Origin of the sequence: Gordonia hydrophobica NBRC 16057, assembly GCF_001592365.1 — a bacterium.
GTDB classification, from domain to species: Bacteria; Actinomycetota; Actinomycetes; order Mycobacteriales; family Mycobacteriaceae; genus Gordonia; species Gordonia hydrophobica.
Window position 1 is genome coordinate 207,486 of record NZ_BCWU01000001.1, and the last position, 22,252, is coordinate 229,737.

25 protein-coding genes and 1 pseudogene are annotated in these 22,252 nt (G+C 67.3%); 13 read left to right on the plus strand and 13 right to left on the minus strand.

The features are described 5' to 3' along the window. Positions 1-111 precede the first annotated feature (111 nt). A complete protein-coding gene (locus GH2_RS01010) occupies positions 112-1,032 on the plus strand; it encodes an alpha/beta hydrolase (protein ID WP_066163209.1) in 921 nt (306 codons plus the stop codon). Positions 1,033-1,117: 85 nt separating this feature from the next. Next, entirely contained in the window at positions 1,118-1,651 is a 534-nt protein-coding gene (locus GH2_RS01015) for a DUF6985 domain-containing protein (protein ID WP_066161906.1), read from the plus strand. A gap of 110 nt (positions 1,652-1,761) precedes the next feature. Here GH2_RS01015 and GH2_RS01020 read toward each other — a convergent pair whose 3' ends face one another. Next, entirely contained in the window at positions 1,762-2,655 is an 894-nt protein-coding gene (locus GH2_RS01020; RefSeq protein WP_066161909.1) for a helix-turn-helix domain-containing protein, read from the minus strand. Between the two features lie 258 nt (positions 2,656-2,913). Here GH2_RS01020 and GH2_RS01025 point away from each other — a divergent pair, with 258 nt between their 5' ends. Next, complete coding sequence (locus GH2_RS01025; RefSeq protein ID WP_066161912.1) at positions 2,914-3,804, plus strand: aldo/keto reductase; 891 nt, start codon at positions 2,914-2,916, stop codon at positions 3,802-3,804. A gap of 49 nt (positions 3,805-3,853) precedes the next feature. Next, positions 3,854-4,747 carry an aldo/keto reductase gene (locus GH2_RS01030; RefSeq protein ID WP_066163210.1) on the plus strand — a complete coding sequence of 298 codons (894 nt, stop codon included), beginning with the start codon at positions 3,854-3,856 and terminating at the stop codon, positions 4,745-4,747. A 54-nt stretch (positions 4,748-4,801) separates the two neighbouring features. Here the strand turns inward: GH2_RS01030 and GH2_RS01035 are convergent, their stop codons facing one another. Beyond that, entirely contained in the window at positions 4,802-5,752 is a 951-nt protein-coding gene (locus tag GH2_RS01035) for a helix-turn-helix transcriptional regulator (protein ID WP_066163213.1), read from the minus strand. A 151-nt stretch (positions 5,753-5,903) separates the two neighbouring features. Here GH2_RS01035 and GH2_RS21865 point away from each other — a divergent pair. The 4 genes and pseudogenes from GH2_RS21865 to GH2_RS01055 all read left to right on the plus strand — a co-directional run bounded on the left by GH2_RS21865 (position 5,904) and on the right by GH2_RS01055 (position 10,260). Then, positions 5,904-7,190 (plus strand): annotated as a pseudogene (locus tag GH2_RS21865) (MFS transporter). Between the two features lie 189 nt (positions 7,191-7,379). Beyond that, the gene (locus tag GH2_RS01045) at positions 7,380-8,045 is read left to right on the plus strand and encodes an ArsR/SmtB family transcription factor (protein WP_084247223.1); all 666 of its coding nucleotides are present in this window, start codon (positions 7,380-7,382) and stop codon (positions 8,043-8,045) included. Further along, a complete protein-coding gene (locus GH2_RS01050) occupies positions 8,032-9,306 on the plus strand; it encodes an MFS transporter (protein WP_066161918.1) in 1,275 nt (424 codons plus the stop codon). The genes GH2_RS01045 and GH2_RS01050 overlap by 14 nt, the downstream gene beginning before the upstream one ends. Positions 9,307-9,741: 435 nt before the next feature. Beyond that, entirely contained in the window at positions 9,742-10,260 is a 519-nt protein-coding gene (locus GH2_RS01055) for a CGNR zinc finger domain-containing protein (protein WP_066161921.1), read from the plus strand. Positions 10,261-10,312: 52 nt separating this feature from the next. Here the strand turns inward: GH2_RS01055 and arfB are convergent, their stop codons facing one another. Then, on the minus strand, positions 10,313-10,753 hold the full coding sequence (gene arfB, locus GH2_RS01060; RefSeq protein WP_066161925.1) for an alternative ribosome rescue aminoacyl-tRNA hydrolase ArfB: 441 nt from the start codon (positions 10,751-10,753) through the stop codon (positions 10,313-10,315). Between the two features lie 51 nt (positions 10,754-10,804). Then, positions 10,805-11,383 carry a beta-class carbonic anhydrase gene (locus GH2_RS01065; protein ID WP_066161928.1) on the minus strand — a complete coding sequence of 193 codons (579 nt, stop codon included), beginning with the start codon at positions 11,381-11,383 and terminating at the stop codon, positions 10,805-10,807. Positions 11,384-11,588: 205 nt separating this feature from the next. Between GH2_RS01065 and GH2_RS01070 the strand changes: the two genes are divergently transcribed. Next, entirely contained in the window at positions 11,589-12,494 is a 906-nt protein-coding gene (locus tag GH2_RS01070) for a dihydrodipicolinate synthase family protein (RefSeq protein ID WP_244885285.1), read from the plus strand. Between the two features lie 198 nt (positions 12,495-12,692). Here the strand turns inward: GH2_RS01070 and GH2_RS01075 are convergent, their stop codons facing one another. Beyond that, entirely contained in the window at positions 12,693-13,373 is a 681-nt protein-coding gene (locus GH2_RS01075) for a TetR/AcrR family transcriptional regulator (RefSeq protein ID WP_066161931.1), read from the minus strand. 105 nt (positions 13,374-13,478) lie between these two features. Between GH2_RS01075 and GH2_RS01080 the strand changes: the two genes are divergently transcribed. Both GH2_RS01080 and GH2_RS21940 read left to right on the plus strand, forming a co-directional pair. Then, positions 13,479-14,357, plus strand: a complete 879-nt coding sequence (locus tag GH2_RS01080; RefSeq protein ID WP_066161934.1) for an aldo/keto reductase — start codon at positions 13,479-13,481, stop codon at positions 14,355-14,357. A 43-nt stretch (positions 14,358-14,400) separates the two neighbouring features. Further along, positions 14,401-15,156 carry a dihydrofolate reductase family protein gene (locus GH2_RS21940; RefSeq protein WP_084247224.1) on the plus strand — a complete coding sequence of 252 codons (756 nt, stop codon included), beginning with the start codon at positions 14,401-14,403 and terminating at the stop codon, positions 15,154-15,156. On the opposite strand, the gene GH2_RS01090 is transcribed toward GH2_RS21940, so the two are convergent. From GH2_RS01090 to GH2_RS01100, 3 genes are read right to left on the minus strand one after another with little or no spacing between them, the layout of a single operon-like run. Continuing rightward, the gene (locus GH2_RS01090) at positions 15,141-15,896 is read right to left on the minus strand and encodes an amidohydrolase family protein (RefSeq protein WP_066161937.1); all 756 of its coding nucleotides are present in this window, start codon (positions 15,894-15,896) and stop codon (positions 15,141-15,143) included. The two genes, GH2_RS21940 and GH2_RS01090, sit on opposite strands and share 16 nt — an antisense overlap. Further along, positions 15,893-16,129 carry a thioesterase family protein gene (locus GH2_RS21725; RefSeq protein WP_066161940.1) on the minus strand — a complete coding sequence of 79 codons (237 nt, stop codon included), beginning with the start codon at positions 16,127-16,129 and terminating at the stop codon, positions 15,893-15,895. The genes GH2_RS01090 and GH2_RS21725 overlap by 4 nt, the downstream gene beginning before the upstream one ends. After that, complete coding sequence (locus tag GH2_RS01100; protein WP_066161942.1) at positions 16,126-16,719, minus strand: TetR/AcrR family transcriptional regulator; 594 nt, start codon at positions 16,717-16,719, stop codon at positions 16,126-16,128. The genes GH2_RS21725 and GH2_RS01100 overlap by 4 nt, the downstream gene beginning before the upstream one ends. A gap of 108 nt (positions 16,720-16,827) precedes the next feature. Here GH2_RS01100 and GH2_RS01105 point away from each other — a divergent pair, with 108 nt between their 5' ends. Next, positions 16,828-17,319 (plus strand): peptide-methionine (S)-S-oxide reductase, encoded by a 492-nt coding sequence (locus GH2_RS01105; RefSeq protein ID WP_066161944.1) that lies wholly within the window; start codon positions 16,828-16,830, stop codon positions 17,317-17,319. Between the two features lie 24 nt (positions 17,320-17,343). Here GH2_RS01105 and GH2_RS01110 read toward each other — a convergent pair whose 3' ends face one another. Next, the gene (locus GH2_RS01110) at positions 17,344-18,483 is read right to left on the minus strand and encodes a threonine synthase (RefSeq protein ID WP_066161947.1); all 1,140 of its coding nucleotides are present in this window, start codon (positions 18,481-18,483) and stop codon (positions 17,344-17,346) included. Positions 18,484-18,610: 127 nt separating this feature from the next. Here GH2_RS01110 and GH2_RS01115 point away from each other — a divergent pair, with 127 nt between their 5' ends. Beyond that, on the plus strand, positions 18,611-19,189 hold the full coding sequence (locus GH2_RS01115; RefSeq protein WP_066161950.1) for a dihydrofolate reductase family protein: 579 nt from the start codon (positions 18,611-18,613) through the stop codon (positions 19,187-19,189). A gap of 52 nt (positions 19,190-19,241) precedes the next feature. On the opposite strand, the gene arr is transcribed toward GH2_RS01115, so the two are convergent. From arr to GH2_RS01135, 4 genes are read right to left on the minus strand one after another with little or no spacing between them, the layout of a single operon-like run. Continuing rightward, a complete protein-coding gene (gene arr / locus GH2_RS01120) occupies positions 19,242-19,652 on the minus strand; it encodes an NAD(+)--rifampin ADP-ribosyltransferase (protein ID WP_066161954.1) in 411 nt (136 codons plus the stop codon). Between the two features lie 4 nt (positions 19,653-19,656). Then, positions 19,657-20,610 (minus strand): DMT family transporter, encoded by a 954-nt coding sequence (locus GH2_RS01125; RefSeq protein ID WP_066161957.1) that lies wholly within the window; start codon positions 20,608-20,610, stop codon positions 19,657-19,659. After that, entirely contained in the window at positions 20,607-21,191 is a 585-nt protein-coding gene (locus GH2_RS01130) for a TetR/AcrR family transcriptional regulator (RefSeq protein ID WP_066161960.1), read from the minus strand. The genes GH2_RS01125 and GH2_RS01130 overlap by 4 nt, the downstream gene beginning before the upstream one ends. A gap of 42 nt (positions 21,192-21,233) precedes the next feature. Then, on the minus strand, positions 21,234-22,214 hold the full coding sequence (locus tag GH2_RS01135; RefSeq protein WP_066161963.1) for a pseudouridine synthase: 981 nt from the start codon (positions 22,212-22,214) through the stop codon (positions 21,234-21,236). Positions 22,215-22,252: the final 38 nt, after the last annotated feature.

Consider the following 22,252-nt stretch of genomic DNA (forward strand, 5'->3'; position numbering starts at 1 on the left):
CGGACCGGCGGATCGCATGATCGCAGTCCTTGTTCAAGCTCGTCGCAAAGGGATTCTGCCACGGTGATCACGATCGTGAAGGGCGAGCGGAGCCGGACGTACAGTGGGCGCATGCGGCGAGACGTGGCGGACTACATCGACCCGGCGGTGCTCGCGCTCGTCGCCGAATCGCGGGAGTTCTACGAGCGTCGTCCGCCCGGCCGCGGTCCGACGAACGCGAACGAACTGCTCGAACTCCGCGCCGCCGCGCCGCCACCGTCGGAGTGCGCGCCACCTCCGTCCATCGAGACGGTCCGAGCGGATGGACGATGTACGACGGTGCGCATCCACGTACCGGCAGACGGCCGTCGACCGCGCGGCGTGCTCCTCGAAATCCACACCGGTGGTTTCTATTCCGGGTCGGCCGCCGCGAGCGATGTCCGGAACAGGCGATTGGTCGATGCGCTCAATGTGGCGGTGGTGAGCGTGGACTATCGGCTCGCTCCCGAGAATCCGTGGCCGGCCGCACCCGATGATTGCGAGGCGGCAGCGCTGTGGTTGATCGAGCACGCCGCCGCCCGCTTCGGCACGTCCCGCCTGGGCATGATGGGATTCTCGGCGGGTTCGACGCTCGTCCTCGCGACCTTGGTGCGGCTGCGCGACCGAGGAGTGCGGGCGTTCGACGGGGCGGTGGTCGAGTGCGGCACGTACGACCTGTCCGCGACTACACCGGCCGGGAGACTGATCGCCGACGAGTACTTTCTGCAGGCGTACGCCGGTGACGCGCCGGACCGCACGGTTCCTGACCTCTCGCCGATCTTCGCGCGTCTGCAGTCCCTCCCACCGATCCTGATGGTCATCGGCGAAGACGACGTACTACTGGAGGACAACCTCGCCATGGCCGACCGGCTCGCCGCGGCGGGCGGCGACGTCGAGGTGCGGGTCTATCCTGCGTCGCCGCACGCCTTTTCGCGACATCCGACCGCGATGGCTCGCGCAGCGGCGGACGGGATTGACGAATGGATTCAGTCTCGGATTCTGGCACCCTCGTGAGCCCGAGCAGCGAGAGCCCGAGCAGCGACCTCATGATCGCTGTGTCACGCCAGACGTGTGCAGCCGGTCCTGACACAATGCAGACGTGCGCTCACATCTCGATGGAATCGGTGACCTGCGATTCGACGACACCACCGGCCGGTATTTCACCAGCCGCCTCCACGTCGAGGCGTTCGGCGGGGACTGTGAGTTCTCGCTCGACGAGTTCGAGGACGAACAAGAGGCCGATGTCGTCCGGCGCATCAGGAACTTCTGCGCCATCGATCGCTCGGTCCTCACCGACGCGACCGACGCGTTGTTCGCCTACTACCGCGACGTGGCTCACGCCCTCGACTTCGACGAGGAGGTGGTGCCGGTGCTGACCCGGGACCAGGTGTGGTCGAACGTGGTGTTCAATCGACGGCCGCACGTCGAGTTCGAGGACGGACACTGGTATGTGACCAGCGAGGAGGAGTGCTCGTGGGAAGAAGAGCACGGCCTGCAGTTGGTGTTTACCGATGGCGTCGCCCTCACCCGCGTCGGTGCTTACGACGGTCACCTCACCCATCGTTCGGCCTGGGGGAAGGGCTACGAGATACCCGACGGAGCCGTCTACTGGTCGCCCACTTCGGAGAAGTGAGCGGACTGCAAGCGGAGGTGACCGCGAATGAGGCGGTCCGACTTCAGCGCGGCGTCAGGACGACGGTCGACCCGTCGTGCGCTCCTGTCAGGGCCGCTCTCATCGCGGCTTCAATGTTTGCGCTGCGACGACGCACCGGATGGATCCGCGGCCCATATCCGGAGCAGTTGCAGCGCGTCGAAGGATGGACTGCCGGGCTCGGTGCCGTACGTCATCAGCGACAAGTCGGGGTCGGCGGGCAGCAGCAGCTTCTCGTAGGGCAGGTCGAGTCGGCCGACGACGGGGTGGTTGATCATCTTCATACCGGTGGAGTGACGATGCACGTCGTGGGTCGCCCACCGTCGGCGGAAGTCCGCGCTGTGGCAGTGCAGCTCATCGATGAGCGCACGCAGGTCCTCGTCGTTGGGGCGCAGACCGTGCTCGGTGCGAAGGATCGCGACGCCCTTGGCGGCGACGTCGTCCCAGTCCACCCAGAAAGCGCGGGATGCTTCTTCGTCGAGAAAGCAGAATCGGGCGGTGTTGGTCGGGTGCGGGAACGACTCGTACATCGGCGCGTACAGGGCGCGACCGAGGTCGTTGGCCGCCACCACATCCAACCGCTTGTTGACGATGTAGGCAGGCACATCGGAGAGGGCGTCGAGCAGGCGCTGCAGCTCCGGACGGACGGCCATTGTCGACCGCGTCGCGCGCGTGTGACCGTCCGCGTCGTCGGTGGAAGCAGTGAGACGTTTGAGGTGCTCGCGCTCGATGTCGTTGAGCCGAAGCACGCGCGCGATGGCGTTGATCACCGCGGCCGTCGCGCCTGATGCGTCGCCACGCTCGATCTTCGTGTAGTACTCGACGCTCACCCCGGCCAGGAGTGCCACTTCCTCCCGGCGCAGCCCTTTGACGCGCCGACGTCCGTGGTCGGGGATGCCGACATCGCCGGGCGTCAGTCGTTCCCGTCGGCTCACCAGGAAGTTGCGCACCTGAGTGCGTAGGTCCTCTGAGCTCGTCTGTCCCATGACTGACCAACCCCTCTCGCGTCTGTTCGACGGCCGGAACCCGGGATGAGCGGGGGCGACCTGTCGCTCGATGACGGTACGCCGACCGGTCGTCGCGAGACAGTCCCTCGGAGTACCCCCTATGCAGTGAGACTGCCTCGACCAAGCCGAACCTGGTGAAGTCGGAGTCATGGTTCACGATGACCACTCTCACCGGTCCCGCCCCGGATCCGCGATCCCGGCGCTCCACCCCAGAACTCCACGAAAGGAAGGCTCCCGATGACCGTCCCGATGATCACGTTGAACGACGGGGTCGAGATCCCGCAGCTCGGCTTCGGCACCATGAACCTCGCTGCTGTCCGCGACGACAGTCCGGCCAGCCACGAGACCACGGCGCAGGGCGTCGAGGCCGCGATCGCCGCCGGCTACCGCCATTTCGACACCGCCCAGATGTACGCCAACGAGAAGGGCCTCGGCCTCGGTATCGAACGCTCCGGCGTGCCCCGAGAAGCGTTCTTCCTCACCAGCAAACTCGGCAACGGCAGCCACCGCCCCGACGACGTGCGCCGCAGCTTCGAGCAGACCCTGCGCAACCTCAACGTCGACCGGCTCGACTTGTTCCTGATGCACTGGCCGACCCCGACGCTGTATGGCGGGGACTACGTCTCCACGTGGCGTGCCATGACCGACCTGGTGGACGAGGGGCTGCTGCGCTCGGCCGGCGTGTCGAACTTCAACGCCGACCACCTGCGGCGGATCATCGAGGAGACTGGCCGGGTGCCTTCGGTGGACCAGGTCGAGGTCTACCCGTACTTCGCCAACCGCACCACCGCCGATGCCTGCGCAGGCCACGGCGTCGCGGTCGAGGCCTGGAGCCCGCTCGGCCAGGCGACCATCCTCGACGATCCGACCATCGGCGAGATCGCCCGTGCCCACGACCGAACACCGGCCGACGCGGTGCTGCGCTGGCACCTCCAGCAGGGTCGCATCGTGATCCCGAAGACCGCGACGCCGGCCCGGATGGCGCAGAACATCGCCGTGTTCGACTTCGAGCTCGCACCCGCGGAGCTCGCCGCGATCGACGCGCTGGACCGCGGCGAGGTCGGCCGCCGCGGACCCGACCCCGACACTTTCGACTGGGTTCCCACCTCGGCGCGACCTCAGCGTTGACCATCGACTCCCCGACAGAACAGAGCAGACAGTGAAGAAGGACGATCTCATGACCGGCACGACCATTACGCTCACCAACGGCATCGAGATGCCGACCCTCGGACTGGGTGTCTTCCTCGCGCCGGCGGAGCAGACCGCCGAGGCCGTCAGCACCGCCATCGGTACCGGATACCGGCTGATCGACACCGCCGCCGCCTACGTGAACGAACGCGCCGTCGGCGACGGCATCCGAGCCTCCGGCGTGGACCGCGACGAGCTGTTCGTCACCACCAAGCTCTGGCCGGGCCAGTACGGCGACCGGGCGGTCCACGGCTTCGAGTCCAGCCTGGGTCGGCTCGGCCTGGACTACGTCGACCTGTACCTGCTGCACTGGCCCGTACCGACCGACTTCGACGCCACCGTGCAGGCCTACCGGGCGATGGACGACCTGCGTGCCGACGGCCGGATTCGCGCCATCGGCGTCTGCAACTTCCTCCCGCACCACCTGCAACGCCTCGAGGACGAGACGGGGTTGGTGCCGACGCTGAACCAGATCGAGCTCAACCCGTTCTACACCCAGCCGGACACCCGGGCGGCCAACGCTGAGCGCGGCATCGTCACCCAGGCCTGGGCCCCGATCGGCGGCACTTACCAGCGCAAACAGGACGTGGTCACCAATGGCGCGCCAACTCCGCTGGAGCATCCGCTGATCACCGGCCTGGCCCAGAAGTACGGCAAGACCCCGGCCCAGGTCGTGATCCGCTGGCACCTGGACCACGGCGTCTCCGCCATCCCGAAGTCGGTGCACGCGACGCGCATCGTCGAGAACTTCGACGTGTTCGACTTCTCGCTCACACTCGAGGAGATCGCCGAGATCGACGCCCTCGACACCGGAGTCCGCGCCGGCGGTGACCCTGAGAGCTTCACCGCGGACAGCTACCCGACCGACATCGACGCTCAGTGACGTCGTCGGGCTGCTGACCTGGACTCCCCATCGCCCCGTGACGTGCGCAGTCGATCACTCCTCGCCGTGGGCAGAGCTGCCGTCGTTCGCTGCAGGGCCTCGCTGTGGTTCGAGCTCGGTGGTGGCCCAGCTGGCGAGCAGCGCGAGCCCGTCGGCCGACGCGGAGTCCGCAGGCGCGCTGAGAGCAGTCAGGGTCAAGCCCGGCTCGGCGGGCAGATCGAATGATTCGAACAGCAGCCGGAGTTCGCCGACGACGGGATGGTGGAAGATCTTGGTGCCGTTGTGGTGCAGGCGTACGTCGTGCGAGGCCCACCGGACCCGGAAGTCGTCGCTGCGGGTGCACAACTCTCCGATCAGGTCGGTGAATCCCTTGTCGTACGGGCTTCGCGCGCCCTCGCGTCTGAGCAGCTGAACCGGGCTGTCCGCGGAGGAGTCGAAGTCCGGGTAGAAGTCGCGAGCCGCAGGGTCGAGGAAGCGGAACCGAGCCATGTTGGGCGGCGCGTGCCCGCTGGTGCGAGTGGGGCTGTCGAACATCGGTGCGTACAGCGCTCGGCCGAGCACATTGGCGGCGATCATGTCGAGACGGCCGTTGCGGATGTAGGCGGGGATCATCGTCATGCCATCGAGGATCTGCTGCACGGCAGGCCTGACCTTCACCTCGGCCCGGCGCGCGGCGGGGTGCCCGCGGTGGGCTCCGGGGCTTGCGGCACCGACCGCCCGCGCGAGGTCGTAGAGGTATGCCCGCTCCGCCTCGTCGAGCATCAGTGCGCGGCAGATGGCGTCGAGGACGCCGTCGGACGCCCCGGTGAGGGCGCCCTTCTCCAACCGCGTGTAGTAGTCGACGCTCACCCCGGCGAGCATCGCGGCCTCCTCGCGGCGCAGGCCTGGCACTCGGCGAATGCCGCCGAAGCGCTGCAGTCCGGCCTGTTCCGGGGTCACCTTGGCTCGGCGGCTGACGAGGAAGTCGCGGATCTCCTGGTTCCTGACGTCGCGCTGTGGGCTCATGCCTGAATGATATTTCCGCAGGCCCTCCGCTGACAGGCCCTGCACGACCCCCGGATGAACAGGATCTGTCGGCATCTCCGGTGATCCGGTGCAGTGGATGACGACGGCCGCGTCGGCCGGAATCCGACCCATGTGAAGGGACGTCAGCAGGATGAGCATCACGAGCACGACAACCACTGCCACCGCACCCGAGATCCGTCCCAGGGTCACGCTCGTCGCGGCGACGCTGGTGTTCTTCGTGATCACCTTGGATGCGGTGATCGTCAACGTCGCGTTGCCGTCCATCCGTGATGAGCTCGGCGGCGGCATCGGTGGGCTGCAGTGGATCGTCGACGGCTACACCCTCCTGTTCGCGGCGCTCCTGCTGTCGTGCGGGTCGCTGACCGACCGGATCGGCGCGAAGCGCGTGCTGGTGTGGGGCACGATCCTGTTCGTGCTCGCCTCGATCGCCTGCGCGCTCGCGCCGTCCATGACCGCGTTGGTGGCCGCCCGGTTGGTGCAGGGCAGCGCGGCGGCCGCGATGATGCCGTCCTCCATGTCGTTGCTCAACCACGCCCACCCCGATCCGGTGTGACGAACCCGAGCCGTCGCGATCTGGGCGATGGGCGGCGCGCTCGCGTCGTCGGCCGGCCCGGTGCTCGGCGGGCTCCTCACCATGGTCAGCTGGCGGCTGATCTTCTTCGTCAACCTGCCGGTCGGAATCGTCGCGTTGCTGCTGATCGCCCGCACCACCCCGACAAGCACGCACAACGCCCCGATCGACTGGACAGGTCAGATCACCGGCGTCGTCGCGATGGCCGCGTTGACCTTCGGCGTGATCGATGCCGGGGCGTCGAGTTTCACCTCCGCGCAGGTCGAGATCGCCCTCGTGGCCGCTGCTGCGTCGGCGGTGGCGTTCATCGTCCTGCAGCGGAGGGTGGCGCACCCGATGGTGCCGCCGGACCTCTTCCGGGACCGCAATGCGGTGGTCAGCGTGCTGATCGGGTTCGCGTTCATGGTCGGCTTCTACGGGCTCCCGTTCGTGATGAGCTTGACGTTGCAGCAGCATCGGGGCCTGACCGCGCTGGCCACCGGACTCGTGTTCTTGCCGATGATGCTCGTCGGCCTGCTGCTCACCCCGTTCACACCCCGCCTCGGGGAGCGACTGGGCCGCAAGGTTCTGATCGTGGGCGGACTGCTGATGATGGCCGTCGGCATGGCGGCGCTGGCGCTCCTGCCGGACGCGTCGCTGTGGCTGGTCTCAGCGCTCATGGTCCTGACCGGCCTGGCCGGCCCCTGGTCAGTCCGCCGACGACAGCGATCCTGTTCGAGAGCGTGCCCGCTCACCGCGGCGGCGTGGCGTCCGGCGTGTTCAACACCAGCCGACAGATCGGCGGGGCGATCGCCATCGCCGTATTCGGCCTGCTGCTCAGTGCGGGGACCTTTCCGACCGGGCTGATCGCGAGCCTGCTCACCGTATCGGGGATCGCCCTGCTCACCGCGGTCGCCGCGCTGCTGCTGCGACCGCGGGTCCACAGCGCCGCCGGCTCCGTGCAACCGAGCGCCGGCAACGCCGGCTTCGAGCCTGGCTGACGAATCAACTCGCGCAGGGTGGCACCTGCTGGCATCCTGAGTATTCTCATATTCCATGGATTCATGGAATAGAGAACCAGTCGACAAGGAGACTGTGTTCGAGGTCTTCGCCGAGGCGGTCAAGGCGACAGCGAACGGCCGCAGGCTCGAGCTCATGGAGCTCATGGCCCAGGGTGAGCACTCGGTCGACGAACTCGCTCGCCTGACAGGCATGGCGATGACGACGGCGTCGGCACACCTTCAGACGCTGAATCGGGCGGGCCTGGTGAGCAAGCGCCGAGAGCGGACGTCGATCTACTACAGGATCAGCGGCGACGACGTCGCCGAGTTGTACACGGCAGCCAAGCGCGTCGCCCTGAACCGGTATCCCCGACTGCGCGAGGTCGTCGACGCGTACATGGGGCAGCCGCGCGCCCAGGGGCCGGTCATCGACCCCGCCGCCGTGACGTCGGAGATGTACGTCATCGACGTGCGTCCGGTCGAGGAGTACGAGGCCGCGCATTTCCCCGGCGCGGTGTGCCTCCCGCTGGCCGAGTTGGAGGAACGCATCGACGAGGTCCCCAAAGGTCGGGAGATCGTCGTCTACTGCCGCGGCGAGCTGTGCCGGCTGGCGCGTGAGGCCGCCGTGCTGCTACGCGCGCACGGCCTCGACGCGAAGGCGATGGACGAAGGCATCGTCGAATGGCGCGCAGGCAAGGAGATCGATCTTGGAGTCGCTTGATATCAGCAACCGGGAACGCTCGGACGCTGTCGAATCCGAACGGGCACGGGTCCACAAACGGACACTGACCGTGGTCATCGTCAGTCAGATCCTCGGCGGTGCGGGCCTGGCGGCCGGTATCTCCGTCGGAGCGCTGCTGGCCCAGGACATGCTCGGCTCCGACGCCCTGGCCGGCCTGCCGACCGGATTGTTCACTCTCGGGTCTGCGCTAGCCGCATTCCTGGTGGGCCGTTCCACACAGCGGTTCGGCCGCCGCATGGGTCTCGCCTACGGATTCATCGCAGGAGGCGTCGGCGCGCTCGGCGTCGTCATCGCGGCAGTCGCCGACAATGTCCCGTTGCTGTTCGCCGCGCTGTTCCTCTACGGATCGGGCACCGCAACCAACCTGCAAGCCCGTTACGCCGGCAGCGATCTCGCGCCGGAGAGCAGACGCGGTTTCGGCACCAGCATGGCCATGGTGGCCACCACGATCGGAGCCGTCGCGGGACCGAACCTCATCGACCCGATGGGCCGCGTCGCTGAGTCCATGGGCGTGCCGACCCTGGCCGGGCCGTTCATCCTCGCCGCCGTCGCCTACACGGCCGCGGGGCTGGTGCTGTTCGTCTTCCTGCGGCCCGACCCGTACCTGCTGGCCAAGCGCATGGCGGTCGAGGCCGCAGCGCACGGAACCGACGCGGCGAGCGGCGCGGTCCCGAAGGTCGGGATCGGTGCGTACGTGGGGGCGACTGTGATGGTGCTGACCCAATTGGTGATGGTCGCGATCATGACCATGACACCTGTTCACATGCGCGCCCACCACCACGAGATCGCCGCAGTCGGGCTCGTGATCGGCATGCACATCGGAGCGATGTGGCTGCCCTCGCTGGTCACGGGAAGCCTCGTGGACAAGCTCGGCCGCACCCCCGTCGTCATCGCCTCGGGCGTCACGCTGCTCCTGGCCGGGGTGCTCGCCGCAACCGCGCCGGCCGACTCGCTCGGGCTGCTGATAGTGGCACTCGTGCTGCTGGGCGTCGGCTGGAACTTCGGCCTCGTCTCCGGCTCGGCGCTCGTCGTCGACGCCACGGTGCCGCAGAACCGGCCGCGCACCCAGGGGACGATCGACGTGCTCATCGCGCTGTCCGGAGCCGGCGGCGGCGCGATGTCCGGCGTCGTCATGTCTGCCACCAGCTACCAGGCACTGTCGCTGGGCGGAGGTGTCATCGCCCTCCTGCTCATCCCGGTCCTGCTGTGGGCCCGAGGTCGCCACGCTGTCGTCGCCTGACTGCGGCGTCCCTTAGGGGATCAGGCGCGCTCAGAGGTTGTTCTGTGTCGGAACGCGGTGGAGTGGTTGCGTGTTCGACTCGCAGTACTTCCAACAACCGCCGTCCCGTGCGTGATTCGCTGTGCGCCGCAGGTGCAGGACTCGTACACGATGGTGCCCTCGCTTGTCGGGTGAGCCGACCTGACAAACCATGCGTGGTCGTGAAGTTCGATGTCCATGGGGGATCCTGTCTTTCGATGTCTGACGGGCGCGTACTCGGTCCACGTCCGCGGTTGTGAGAATGAGGCGATGGTGACGGCGGCGGGTCGAGTCGGTGCGCCGGTGATGGCGGTCATCACACGCACTAACAGGCGCGCAGCGAGAATGTAGGCGCTCGGGCCCGTCGGAGCGCGGTTGATGATGACGTTCACATGTCAACCGTGATGCAATGGGTCAGTGCAGTTCAACCATGACAATATGACGGGGCCTCTGCTGGCTGCGGAGCTGGCGAGCCTGGCTGCGGACGCGTGGACAATCGGCGGCGCGGAACGCACCTTGGAGTGGCACAGAATTCGTCGCGCCGAGCTTTCCCAGGAATCCTCGGAGCGGCTACGACAGTGGGCTGTGCAATTGAGGTCTGTGTTTTCGGCCGGGAATGAAGAATTGCGGTACCGGGAGATCAATCGCCTGCTGGAAGCTGGCACGACGCGTGCTTACCTCACGACGCACGATGGCCTGAAACCGCACCTGCACTTCACTTCTGACGATGACGATGTCGTTGCTCGGGTGAAAGCCGTGACGGCTGGCGGGTTGGCGCTCTTCACTGTGGAAGCCGAAGGTGGGCGCCTCGGTGCGTGCACGCGGGCGGGGTGCCCTCAGGTGTTCGTTGATACGAGCAGGAACGGCCGTCGCGCCTTCTGCAGTGCGAAGTGTGGGAACTATGTCGCAGTCCGTCGTCATCGCGGGCTGACGTAGTCACTGGTTGCTCTACGCCGGAACTCGGTGGGGATCCGTGCGCAACTGCGATTCACTCGACGACCGGCCGTCGCCGAGTTGCTTTGACCTGCCCGCGACGGGTCTTCGCGTCAAGGCGGCGACGCTGAGAGCCCTTGGTCGGGCGCGTCGGGCGGCGAGGCACCGGCGGCGCGACGGCGTCGCGCAGCAGTCGTGCCAGGCGTTCGCGCGCGGCGATGCGATTGCGACGCTGCGCCCGCTCCTCCGATGCGGCGATCGTCAGGACGCTGCCGTCGAGCCGCGGCCCGAGGCTGCGCATCACGCGCGCTCGCTGGGCGTGGTCGAGAGCGGACGTCGTGGCCAGATCGAGGCTGAGTTGAACGCGGGAATCGGTCGTATTGACACCCTGACCGCCGGGTCCGGACGAACGGGAGAACTGCTCGATCAACTCCGACGCCGGAACCCGGATGCCGCGAGGGCAGCCGGGTCCCGGTGCAATGAGCAGATCGTCCACGCGACCATCATCGCGTGCCGACTGCGGTCGACGCGAATGAATTCCGGTCGGTCAGCCGGCGCGGCCCACCTCGGTGGCCTCGGGGACCTCGATCAGCCGTCCCGTCGCCACGTCGTAGATGTAGCCGTAGACCGGGATCCCGCTCGGCACCAGCGGGTGCGCTTTGATGCGGCGCACGTCTTCGGTGACGCTGGCGGCCTGGTCGGCGATGGTCAGCCAGTCGATGTAGTCGCCCTCCCGCGAGCCCGGACCCGCACCGACATCGGTGAAGCCGTCGGCTCCGATCTCTGCGGTCTCGAGGCTGCTGGCGAGGAGCCCGCGGATCACGTCGTCGGTGAACAACTCCATACCGCAGTCGCGGTGGTGAATGACGAACCATTCCTTGGTGCCCAGCAGCTTGTACGAGATCACCAGCGAGCGGATGGCGTCGTCGCTGGCCCGCCCGCCTGCGTTGCGGATCACGTGCGCGTCGCCCTCGGACAAGCCGGCGTATTTCGCCGGATCCAGGCGGGCGTCCATGCACGTCAGGATGGCGAAGCCACGTGCCGGCGGCATCGCCAGCTGACCCTTGTCGCCGAAACTGTCGACGTAGGCGTCGTTGCTGGACAGAACCTCTTCGAGGATGGACACAGATCACTCCCTGACCGAAAAATGAATGGTGAAGTGAGCATAAGTACTCGTCCGGGAGGTTCCCATCATTGAAATCTGCGTGAGAGAAACTCTGGCGGACGTGGCATTAGGTCGTCCTAACCCGATCCTCCACGCGGCACTGTCCGGCAAGGGCGCAGATATCCGCTGACGACCGGGGCAGGTGCGATCGATTTAAGGTGGTCCCGTGGCGAACATCTTCACCGGCCTCAGCGCGTTTCCGCTGACTCCACTCACAGACGACGTGGTCGACGAACAGTCCTTCGTCGGTCTCGTCGAATCCGTTGTGGCCGCAGGCGTCGACTCCATCACGGCGCTGGGCTCGACGGGGTCGTACGCCTACTTGACGGCCGACGAGCGGGCTCGCGTCGCCCGGCTCGCCGTGGACCATGCCGGAGAGGTGCCGGTCATCGTCGGCGTCGGGGCGCTGCGGACCTCGCAGGTCCTCGCCAACGTCGACTCTGCACAGGAGGCGGGCGCCGCCGGCGTGCTGCTGGCCCCGGTCACGTATCAGCCACTGACGCACGACGACGTCTTCGAACTCTTCCGGACGGTCAGTGAGTACACCGACCTCCCGATCGTCGTCTACGACAACCCCGGCACCACCCATTTCCATTTCAGTAACGAGCTCTACGCCCGCCTCGCCGAACTGCCGGGTGTCGCCTCGATCAAGATCCCCGGCGTCCCGGGCGACGCGGAGGCCGCACGGCGACACGTCGCTGCAATCCGCGCTGTGGTCCCGGAGCATGTCACGATCGGTGTCTCCGGCGATGCGTCCGCCGCGAACGGACTCAATGCCGGCTGCCAGGCCTGGTACTCGGTGATCGCGGGCACCCTCCCGTCGCCTGCGGTGGAGATCACCCGCGCTGCGCGCCAGGGGCGTGCGTCCGACGCCGTCGCCGCGTCGGATCGGCTGGCGCCGCTCTGGGACCTGTTCGTCGAATTCGGCGGCAGCCTGCGCGTGATGGCTGCGATCGCCGAAGAACGCGGGCTCGCTCCGCGCGGCTGCCTGCCGCTGCCGATTCAGCCGCTCGATGACGACCAGCGTGCGCGGATATCCGTCGTCGTGGACGCCCTCGGCCTCGACGATTGATTTCCAGAGATCGGGGACGTGCGCTCCCTTCGAGGACTTCCACGCAGCGCTGAAAACTGCGTGGTCAGCGACCCTCGACGGCAATGTTCCGTCGGACGGGCGTGAGCGGACAGTTTGTGGGAACGACATCGCCTCGCGCGCCGGCAGCGCTCGACCAAGCCGAGGTGACCGTCACCGGGAGGTGGGGCCCGTCTCGTTCTAGTCGGGCCTTGTCGGCTGAAGCAAGGCGTGCGTCTGCGCGGTGGTCAGCGCTCCGATGGGGAGCTCGGACGTGCGGGCGTCGGCGCGCATGCCGTCGAGGGCGATCCAGAGATAGCGCCGGTACAACTGGTCGACGTCGTCGAGGTGTTCGAGTCGAGGACCGTCTTGAGCAACGGTCGCGACGGCGGTGCAGGCGATCTGGAGGAAGATCAGGTCGGTGCCGGTGACGTCGTCTCGGAGCGCGCCTGAGTCCCTTGCGCGCTCGGCGACTCGATTGACCAGGGGTGCCAGCCGGTCTCGGGCCTCGTCGTACTGCGTCGGTCGGCCGTGCCTCCCGGCGAAGATCTGCGCCATGCCGCGATCGCGGGTCTGCAGGGCCAACGACTGTTCCAGATACTGCACCAGGCCGTCCCACGGGTTCGGGTGGACCAGCGCCTCGTGCAGGATCTGCTCCATCTCCTCGTTCTGGCGCTCGAGGATCGCGTCGATGAGCTCTTCCTTGTTGGCGAAGCGCCGGTAGGCGGTGCCGACTCCGACGCCCGCGTGGTGAGCGACGTCGTTGAGCGTCACCCCGAGGCCGCGCTGGGCGAACAGTGCCCGCCCGGCGACCAACAGGCGTTCGCGGTTGGCGGCGGCATCCTTCCGGAGGTGCTGATCGGTCGACGGCACGGAGGTCATGCATCAAACCCTACATTAAGCGGATACGTGATATCCGAATACGTGCTACCGTTGATGATACGGATAGATCGCATCCACTTCATCGGCTCTCGAGAGGTTCAGGACATGACCACCACGCAGCCCACCTTCACGCTCAACAGCGGCGTCGCACTGCCGCAGATCGGGTTCGGGGTCTATCAGACTCCGCCCGCCGAGACCGCCGTCGCTGTCCAGGCGGCGTTCGAGGCCGGCTACCGACACATCGACACCGCTGCGGCGTACGGCAACGAGAGGGGAGTCGGGGAGGCGCTGAAGCGCTCAGGCCTCGAGCGCGCCGACGTCTTCCTGGAAAGCAAGGTCTGGGTCGTCGACTACGGGTACGACCAGACCCTGCACGCGTTCGAGAAGGGCGCCGCGAAACTCGGCGTCGACCAGATCGACCTGCTGATCCTTCACCAGGCCTACCCGCAGGCCTTTGACAAGACGATCCAGGCGTACAAAGCCTTGGAGGCCCTGCTCGCCGACGGCAGGGTGCGCGCGATCGGCGTGAGCAACTTCCTTCCCGTACGTCTGGAGCGACTGCTGAACGAGACCGACGTCGTCCCGGCGGTCAACCAGATCGAGGTGCACCCCTACACCCAGCAGCGCGAGCTGCAGGCGGTCAATCGCGAGCTCGGCATTCTCACGCAGGCGTGGTCGCCCATCGGTGGGCTGCGCACCTACGGCAACGGCGACACGCCTCTGAACGATGAGGTGATCGTCGTGATCGCGAAGGCGCACGGCAAGACGCCTGCGCAGGTCATGTTGCGCTGGCACATTCAGGAGGGTCGCCAGGTGATTCCGAAGTCGGTGCGCCCGGCGCGGATCGTGGAGAACGTCGATGTCTTCGACTTCGAATTGTCGGCCGACGAGATCGCCCGCATCGACGCGCTGGAGCAGGGCATGACAATGGTTCCGGACGAACTCGATTTCGACTCGTTCGGCATCGAGGTCCCCGAAGCCTGACGTCTTCGCGTCCCCGACGGCAGAACCTGAGAGAAGGATGGAAATGTCACGACCGAGAATCATCTGCCACATGCACACCCTGCTCAACGGCAAGATCGACGGGATCGCCAATCCGACGCCGGTCGGGATGCGTTCGCAGAAGTTGTATTTCGACCTGTTCCTCGGCGAGAATCGTGCCTTCACGAAGCATCGAGGGTGGATCAGCGGGAGCGGGACCAGTCGGGCGATCCTGGGTGAGCAACCGGAGCGTGAGCTTCCCGTACCGACCGAGCCCGTGCCGCCCGGTGATTTCATTGCCGATCCCGCCGCGCAGATGCACTACTTCGCCGTCGACCGGTCCGGAAGCCTGCTCTGGGATCGGGGCTCCTTCAACTATTTCGATGTCGAGGCGCACATCGTCGAACTGATCCCGGCGTCCGCCGGCGACGCCTTCAAAGCGCATCTGCGGTCCGTCGGCGTCTCGTATCTCATCGCCGGAGACGAGACGCTCGACATGGAGCAGGCCGTGCGCAAGATCGGCGACACCTTCGGCACGGACGAGATCATCCTCGGCGGCGGAGCCACGCTGAACTGGTCGATGATTCGCGACGGCCTCTGCGACGAGATCAGCCTGGTGCTGATGCCGACGGCCGACGGCGAGAATCACACCCACTCGCTGTTCGAAGCCAATGACAAGTACTCCGCGCCCGTGCCGATCGGGTTCGCGCTCAAGAGCGTTGAGCCGCTGGACGACGGCAGCGTGTGGCTGCGGTACGACGTGCAGGGGCCGGTTGCGGAGGACCGTCAGACGCCGAGGTAGAAGGCGGCGGCGTTGTCCCAGAACACCGCGGCGGTCTGCTCGGCCGTCAGCACCTGTGCGATGTACTCGAAATCCTCGTTCTGGAACGGGCGTCGCGCACGCGTCGACGGGAGGTCGGTGCCCACCATCAGCGCGGACGGGTCGACGTCCATGATCGCCGTGATCGCGACCGCGGGGTCGAGTTCCACGCGGCCGAAACCGGTCGCCTTGACCTTCACGCCCTGCTCGACGAGGCGCAGGAGGTTCGGCAAGCCGTCCTCGTGCATGCCGAGATGGTCGATGCTGGCGGCGGGGAGCGCAGCGATCCGAGGGGCGAGATCGTCGTCGATGGTTCGGGCATCGATGTAGAGCTCGGCGTGCCACCCGGCCAGGTCGTGAACGCGGCGCGCCAGGCGCTCCAAGTCCTCGAGATCGGCCGAGCCTCCGCGCGCGACGTTGAAGCGCACAGCGCGGACGCCGGCCACGTGGAGTTCGCGGATGCGTTCGTCGCTGGTGTCGTTCGGGATCTGGGTGACGCCGACGTACATCGGACCGAGCAGGCGGAGGGCCTCGACCAGGTAACCCTGGTCGAACGCCTGGAACGAACCGGAGACGACGGCGCCGCCTGCGATGTTCAGCCCCCGGATGCGCTCTTGGTAATCGGCGACGGTGAACGGATCGGGCAGGAATCCGTGGTTCTCCACCAGCGGGTGAGCCGGGTCGATGATGTGCAGGTGGGTGTCGAAGACGGGCTGCGTCACGGACGATGTCCTTCGCTCTGGCGGGTGATGCGGTCCTGGAAGCGGTCGCGGTCGACGATGCCGCGCCGGTGCGTGCCGGAGCAGATCGACGCGTGCTCGTCGCGGGCCTGCACGTCGAACACCACCGAGCGTCCGTCCACTTCGACGACGCGGACCTCGATCGTCACCGTGGAACCCGGGACCGTGGGCGCGTCATGGGACAGGTTCACGTGGGTGCCGAGGATGTCTTTCATCTGTTCTCCTTGCCGGTGGGCGGATCGGGAAGTGCGGCGGCGATCATGGCGGCCGCGGTCCGACGGGCGTCGACGATGGCGGTGCGGTCGCCGGTGGTGATGACCCGGGCGTTGGCTCCGTCGATGAGCAGCATGAGCGCTGATCCCCACCATTGCGGGTCGGTCAGGCCGTCGGCGTCGGCGAGGTCGGCGAGCAACTGGCGCATCCAGGTCTTGTACGTGGTGATCACCGCGCGTGCCGGGTGCTCGGCGTCGGGCAGTTCGGCGGCCGCGTTCGTGAACGGACAGCCGCGGAACCCAGGCTTCGCATGCCCGACAGCGAACCAGTCGAACAATGCGAGGACTCGGCTCGGCGTGTCGTCGGGGAGGCTGTGGAGGTGCCCGGTAATCGTGCGTTCGCGGTCCTCGCGACGCCGGTCGAGCACGGCCGCGACCAACCCCGCTTTGGAGCCGAACTGGGTATACAGCGTGGGCTTCGAGACGCCCGACTCCTCAACCACACGGTCGACGCCGATCGCTCCGATGCCCTCGGTGTAGAAGAGGCGCGATGCGACCTCCAGGATGCGTTCACCGCCCGGCGTGTAGGTCATGCAGGCTAACTTACAGGTCTGTAAAGGTGGGCGCAACTCTTGCGCGATCTCGCGGCGGGGAGTCGTCCTGCGTGAGGTCCGCCGAGCGGGTCGTCGTACCATCGGCACGTGAGTGAGGGAACGCAGACGCAGGAGCTCTACCTTGCGGGCGGCTGTCTGCGGGCCGTTCAGGCGTTCATCGGGACGTTGCCCGGCGTCACCTTCACCGAGGCGGGCAGGGCGAACGGCGCCGGCCAGATCCTCGACGGCGACTACGACGGCTACGCCGAATGCGTCCGGACGCGCTTCGATCCGGCCGTCCTGACCGTGGAGCGGTTGCTGTCGTACCTGTTCGAGATCATCGATCCCTACAGCGTGAACGAGCAGGGGCCAGACGTCGGCGAGAAGTACCGCACGGGCGTGTACTCGAACACCTCGACGCATCTTTCGCAGGCGCGTGAGTTCATCGCCGCGCGCGACGACGCGGAGCGGATCGCCGTCGAAGTCTTGCCGCTGACCAATTACGTGCGCAGTGCCGACGAGCATCAAGATCGGTTGGCGCGCTGCCCGGACGACACGTGTCACATCCCGCAGGAACTGCTGACCAAGTACCGGCGGTGAATCCCCACCACGCCGCGGGGCCGGTCACCTCGCGCAACCGCCGACGACGTCGGCGACCGTCGCCGCGGCCTTCAGCCCGGATCCGGTGAGCAGGACGATGGTCGTCTCCGACGGCGCGATGACGCCGGTGGCACACAGCGTCGAGAACGCAGCCGCGGCCGTCGCACTCGTCGGTTCGACGAACAGGCCGGACCTGCACAGTTCGCCCAACGCACCCACGATCTGGTCCTCGGGCACCGCCACGCTCACGCCCTCGCTCCCGCGGAGCGCGTGCACCAGCTGACGGAGACGGAGAGGTCGTGCGATGGATGTTCCTTCGGCGATCGTCGGGCGCACGATCCGCTCGACCGGACGGTCGGTGCCCGCGGTGAAACTGGCGTCGAGCGGCGAACAGTTCAGCGGCTGCGCGGCGAACAGCCTCGGCACACTCGTGATCTGACCCGCCGCGACCAACTCCCGGAATCCCAACCAGCACCCCAGCAGACTGCTCCCCGCCCCGACCGGCACGATCACATTGTCCGGGGCGCGGAATCCGAGGTCCTCCCACATCTCGTAGGCGAGCGTCTTCGTGCCCTGTAAGAAGAACGACTGCCAGTTGTGGCTGGCGTAGAAGGCGTCGCCGCCGGACTGACGGATCGCCGCGTTCTGCGACTCCTCGCGGGGCCCGTCGACCAGATGCACGTCGGCGCCGTAAGCCCGGACCTGGGCGATCTTCGACGGCGACGTCGACGACGGCGCAAAGATCTGCACCCGCAGGCCGCCCGCGGCGCCGTAGCCCGCAACCGACGATCCGCCGTTGCCGGAACTGTCTTCGAGGACCGATCCGATGCCGAGGCTCCGCAGGTACGACAGCATCACGGCCGTCCCGCGGTCTTTGAAACTGCCGGTTGGATTGAGGAAGTCGAGTTTGAACAGCGGCCGGGCATCGCCGCTCCACCGACGTTCAATCAGCGGCGTTCGGCCCTCGCCCAGCGTGATGGGTTCATCGATCCGGACCGGCAGCGCGGCGCGGTAGCGCCACAGCGAGGAATCGCCGGTGTCGACGTCGTCTCGCGCGATTCCCGGGCCGGGTTCGATCCAGAGCGGGCGGCCCGCCGTCGACCGCCACCGCGGCTCATCGAGCGGATAGGTGCTGCCGTCGACGGGATCGAGGTAGGTCGCCATGCCTGAACGATAGGCCGAACGCCAAGACATCGCGGGAGACAGGCGCTGCTTCGTCGCAGTCTCTGGTGCGATCTGCTTCGGAAAGGAAGAATGATTGACGAACCCGTGCCGAGGAGGATGACGTGAGATGGGCACGCTGAGTTATACGACGGCCGTTTCGCTCGACGGCTACATTGCCGATGCCAACGGCGACTTTCAGTGGGCGGCACCGTCAGCGGAGATCTTCCGCGTCCACGTGGACCGGATGAATGCGGTGTCTGCGGAGATCCTTGGGCGGAGAACATATGAGTTGATGCGGTACTGGGAATCTGAACCCGACGACGAATCGTGGACCGCCGACGAGCGGGAGTTCGCGCAACGCTGGTCGGCACTCGATCGCATCGTGGCGTCATCGACGATGGCGTCTGACGACGTCGGGTCTCCATCCGTGCGTCTCGTTCCCGTCCTGACACTCTCGGCGATCGAAGACGTGGTTCGCGCAGCTCCCGGAGAGGTGGAGATCTTCGGGCCGACGACGGCGAGCGCTGCCATCCGTGCCGGCCTCGTCACCGACATTCGGTTCTTCGTCGTCCCCGTTGTGATCGGCGGAGGCCTGCGGGCGCTTCCGGACGATGCGCGGTTGAACCTGCGGTTGCAGGAGACTCGGCCGTTCGCGAATGGCACCGTCTACCTGCATTACCGGACGGAGGCGACGGGACGGCCGTAGGAATCACCGGCATCGCCGTGTCCGCTGTTGATCGCGACCGCCTGAGATCGTGTCAGTTGATGATCTCGGCGGTACCCGAGGCACGACCTTCGGCGAGACGATCACGCCAGAGCTGGAGCGCCTCCGGCGTCTGTCGCGTCCAGTCGGTGACCTCGCCGAGAACGCGCAGCGGCTCGGTGCTCCGGTACGACCGTGTCGGGTTGCCGGGGAACTTCTTGTCGGTGACGTTGGGGTCGTCCTCGAACTCTCCGGTCGGTTCCACCGCGTACACGTGCGGATCGCCGTCGCCTGCCGCCAATTCCGCCGCCAACCCGGCGCCGTCGCGCAACGCGGTGAAATAGATGTGATTCATGACGATCTCGGGGCGATAGTTCGATCGGTGCCCCGCGGTGAGCAGATCTCCGACGGCCAATGCCGCTTTGGTGCCGTGGAAGAACGGCCCGTCGTCCAACGCCTGTGACATCGGTTCAGGGTAGGGCAGCCGCGTCGGGGTTGGGGACGGACCGGCTTTTCGCCGCGTCGCGCAATTCGTCGGCCGGCTCCGGAGGCGACGGTGCGACCGCCAGCATCGCCAGGACGACGGCGAACAGGCCGAGGCCGACCCAGCTCGTCGCCGATAGGCTCTCGCCGACGACGATGACCGCCAAGACGGTGGCGACGGCGGGCTCGGTGAGCGTGATCGTCGTGGCGACGGTCGGCGAGACCTTCGTCAATCCGAACCCGAACAACAGGTAGCCCAGGAACATCGGAATCAACGCCATGTAGGCGGCGACGGCGAACGACGTGGTCGACGCGATCAACGGGCCGCCGGTGATCACCAGGACGGGCAGGAGTAACAGGCCACCACCCCCGAAGACCGAACCCATCGCCGCCGATCGTGCCACGCCGCGCGACATCAGTCGATGTGCCGCCCACGAGTATCCGGCGTACGCGGCGCCCGCGAGGAGTCCGAGCCCGATGCCGATCGGCGTCGCCGACGAAGCGGTGGTGAACGACGACAGGCACAGGAGGACGCTCGCAACGACGCCGGTGGTCGCGGCCGCGGCCCACCAGCGCCCGAGTCGGCGACCGTCGACAACCCGTTCCAGCACTCCGGCGGCCAACGGCGCCGACGCGAGCGAGATCACCGATCCGACGGCCACGCCCGCGAGATGCATCGAACTGTAGAAGGCCAACGGGTACACGAAGACGGCGACGGCGCCGAGAAGCACCGTGCCTGCCTGTGTCCGCAGTTGCACGACCGCCGCCCGGAGCGCAGGGACGGCGACGAGTGCCTGCAGGAGTCCGCCGATGCCGAGTGCCGCCGCACCGATGGCCAGCGGTCCGGCGTCGGGAGCGAACGTCGCCGCCGTGCCGGTCGTGCCCCACAGGACCGCGGTCGTGGTGACGGCTGCGATGCCGGCCAGTCGGGCATCGCTCATCGTGCAGCCAGCATCACGGCGGCGAGATCGCGCGCACGCTCGAGATGCGCGGTTGTGCCGTCGAGTCCGGCGCGACTCATCGCTCCTTCGAGCAGCAGCGACAGGTGAAAGGCGACGTCGTCGGCCTCGGCGGTGGCCGGCTCGTCGTCGCCCGCGTCCTGCAGATGTTCGCGCAGAATCGCTTCGATCTCGTCCTTGTGGCGTCGAACGGCATCGCGCCCGGCACTGCCGGCGGGCAGTTCGGCGGCGGCGTTGAGGAGGCCGCAGCCACGGAAGCCTTCCGCATAGGGCATCCGCGCATGGTCGAGGTAAGCGTCGAACATCGCGAGCACGCGCGCCGCCGGGGTGTCGGCGCGGCTCATCCGCTCGCGGTAGAGGTCGAGGAGTTCCCGGTGTCGTGCCTCGATGTAGGCGTCCATGAGTTCTTGCTTCGAGGCGAAGTTGTTGTAGAGGGTCATCTTGGCGACCCCCGCCTCCGTCGTGACGGTGTCGATGCCCGTCGCGGCCATGCCGTGCGCATAGAACAGGCGCGACGCCGCGTCGATCAACTTGTCGCGGGCGGGTGTGCGTGACGGCGCCATGGCTCGCTTCCCTTCGGTCGAACAGAGTTTAGGTAGACCAGTCTACCTAATACCCGCACCGGGCGTCGGAGCCTCACGGAGCGTCAGCTCGCTCGTGAATGAGCGCGGCTCACCCGAGAGGGGATCGATGAACGCCAACTCCCGGGCGAGGAGTTGCAGCGGGAGGTCGAGATCGTCCGGGGCCTCGGGCAGGAGTTCCGGGTACCAGCGGTCGCCGAGGATCGGCGCGCCGACGGCGGACAGGTGCACGCGCAGTTGATGCATCTTGCCGGTCCGCGGCGAGAGTCGCGTCCGCAGCACGCGTCGCCCGGCCGCACTCAATCCGGTCTCGAGGACCTCGATGAGCGTCTCGGTGTTCGGCGGGCGGTCCGGCGCGACCGCGACGACGAGGCCGTGCCCGGAGGCGTCGCGGTCGCGGTGGATGTGATTGCGAAAGACCAGGGGCAGGGGGCGGCCGGCGAGACGGGGGTGCTCGGGGTCCCAGTCGGCGGGCAGCGCCGACACGGCTTCGTAGACCTTGGTGACTCGGCGTCGCTCGAACAGGGACTGGTACGCGCCGCGGGACTCCGGACGTTCCGAGAACATGACCAGACCCGCGGTGGGACGGTCCAGCCGGTGGATAGGAATGATGTCCGGGTTGTCGAGCCGGACGCGCAGTCGTACCAGCGCCGACTCCTGCAGGTAACGGCCACCCGGAGTCGTCGGCAGGAAATGGGGTTTGTCGATGACGATCAGGTCGTCGTCGGCGTGCAGGATCGACTCGCGATGGGGAAGCGGTGCCTCGTCGGGCAGTTCGCGGTAGTACCAGAGGAATTCGTGTGTCCCCGGTGGTGCATCCGGGCCGATCACGGCGCCGTCGCCCCCGACGATCTCGCCCGCCGCGAACCGGCGGTGTATTTCGGACGCGTCGATATGGGTGAACCGCTCGGCGACGAATGCCGCGATCGTCGGCCACGGACCGTCTGCGGGGACGCGGAGTCGCGTGGGGCCGACGCCGTTCTTGACCGGAAGGGGAGCACGCATCGGCACCCGTCCATCATCGCACCGTTGGGGTCGGCGAC

Bases quoted from the DNA above. Each gene is read 5' to 3' on its own strand.
- GH2_RS01010 (WP_066163209.1), top strand. From the start codon at position 112: ATGCGGCGAGACGTGGCGGACTACATCGACCCGGCGGTGCTCGCGCTC.
- GH2_RS01020 (WP_066161909.1), bottom strand. From the start codon at position 2,655: ATGGGACAGACGAGCTCAGAGGACCTACGCACTCAGGTGCGCAACTTC.
- GH2_RS01025 (WP_066161912.1), top strand. From the start codon at position 2,914: ATGACCGTCCCGATGATCACGTTGAACGACGGGGTCGAGATCCCGCAG.
- GH2_RS01030 (WP_066163210.1), top strand. From the start codon at position 3,854: ATGACCGGCACGACCATTACGCTCACCAACGGCATCGAGATGCCGACC.
- GH2_RS01035 (WP_066163213.1), bottom strand. From the start codon at position 5,752: ATGAGCCCACAGCGCGACGTCAGGAACCAGGAGATCCGCGACTTCCTC.
- GH2_RS01045 (WP_084247223.1), top strand. From the start codon at position 7,380: ATGGATTCATGGAATAGAGAACCAGTCGACAAGGAGACTGTGTTCGAG.
- GH2_RS01075 (WP_066161931.1), bottom strand. From the start codon at position 13,373: ATGACCTCCGTGCCGTCGACCGATCAGCACCTCCGGAAGGATGCCGCC.
- GH2_RS01080 (WP_066161934.1), top strand. From the start codon at position 13,479: ATGACCACCACGCAGCCCACCTTCACGCTCAACAGCGGCGTCGCACTG.
- GH2_RS21940 (WP_084247224.1), top strand. From the start codon at position 14,401: ATGTCACGACCGAGAATCATCTGCCACATGCACACCCTGCTCAACGGC.
- GH2_RS21725 (WP_066161940.1), bottom strand. From the start codon at position 16,129: ATGAAAGACATCCTCGGCACCCACGTGAACCTGTCCCATGACGCGCCC.
- GH2_RS01100 (WP_066161942.1), bottom strand. From the start codon at position 16,719: ATGACCTACACGCCGGGCGGTGAACGCATCCTGGAGGTCGCATCGCGC.
- GH2_RS01110 (WP_066161947.1), bottom strand. From the start codon at position 18,483: ATGGCGACCTACCTCGATCCCGTCGACGGCAGCACCTATCCGCTCGAT.
- GH2_RS01115 (WP_066161950.1), top strand. From the start codon at position 18,611: ATGGGCACGCTGAGTTATACGACGGCCGTTTCGCTCGACGGCTACATT.
- arr (WP_066161954.1), bottom strand. From the start codon at position 19,652: ATGTCACAGGCGTTGGACGACGGGCCGTTCTTCCACGGCACCAAAGCG.
- GH2_RS01125 (WP_066161957.1), bottom strand. From the start codon at position 20,610: ATGAGCGATGCCCGACTGGCCGGCATCGCAGCCGTCACCACGACCGCG.
- GH2_RS01130 (WP_066161960.1), bottom strand. From the start codon at position 21,191: ATGGCGCCGTCACGCACACCCGCCCGCGACAAGTTGATCGACGCGGCG.
- GH2_RS01135 (WP_066161963.1), bottom strand. From the start codon at position 22,214: ATGCGTGCTCCCCTTCCGGTCAAGAACGGCGTCGGCCCCACGCGACTC.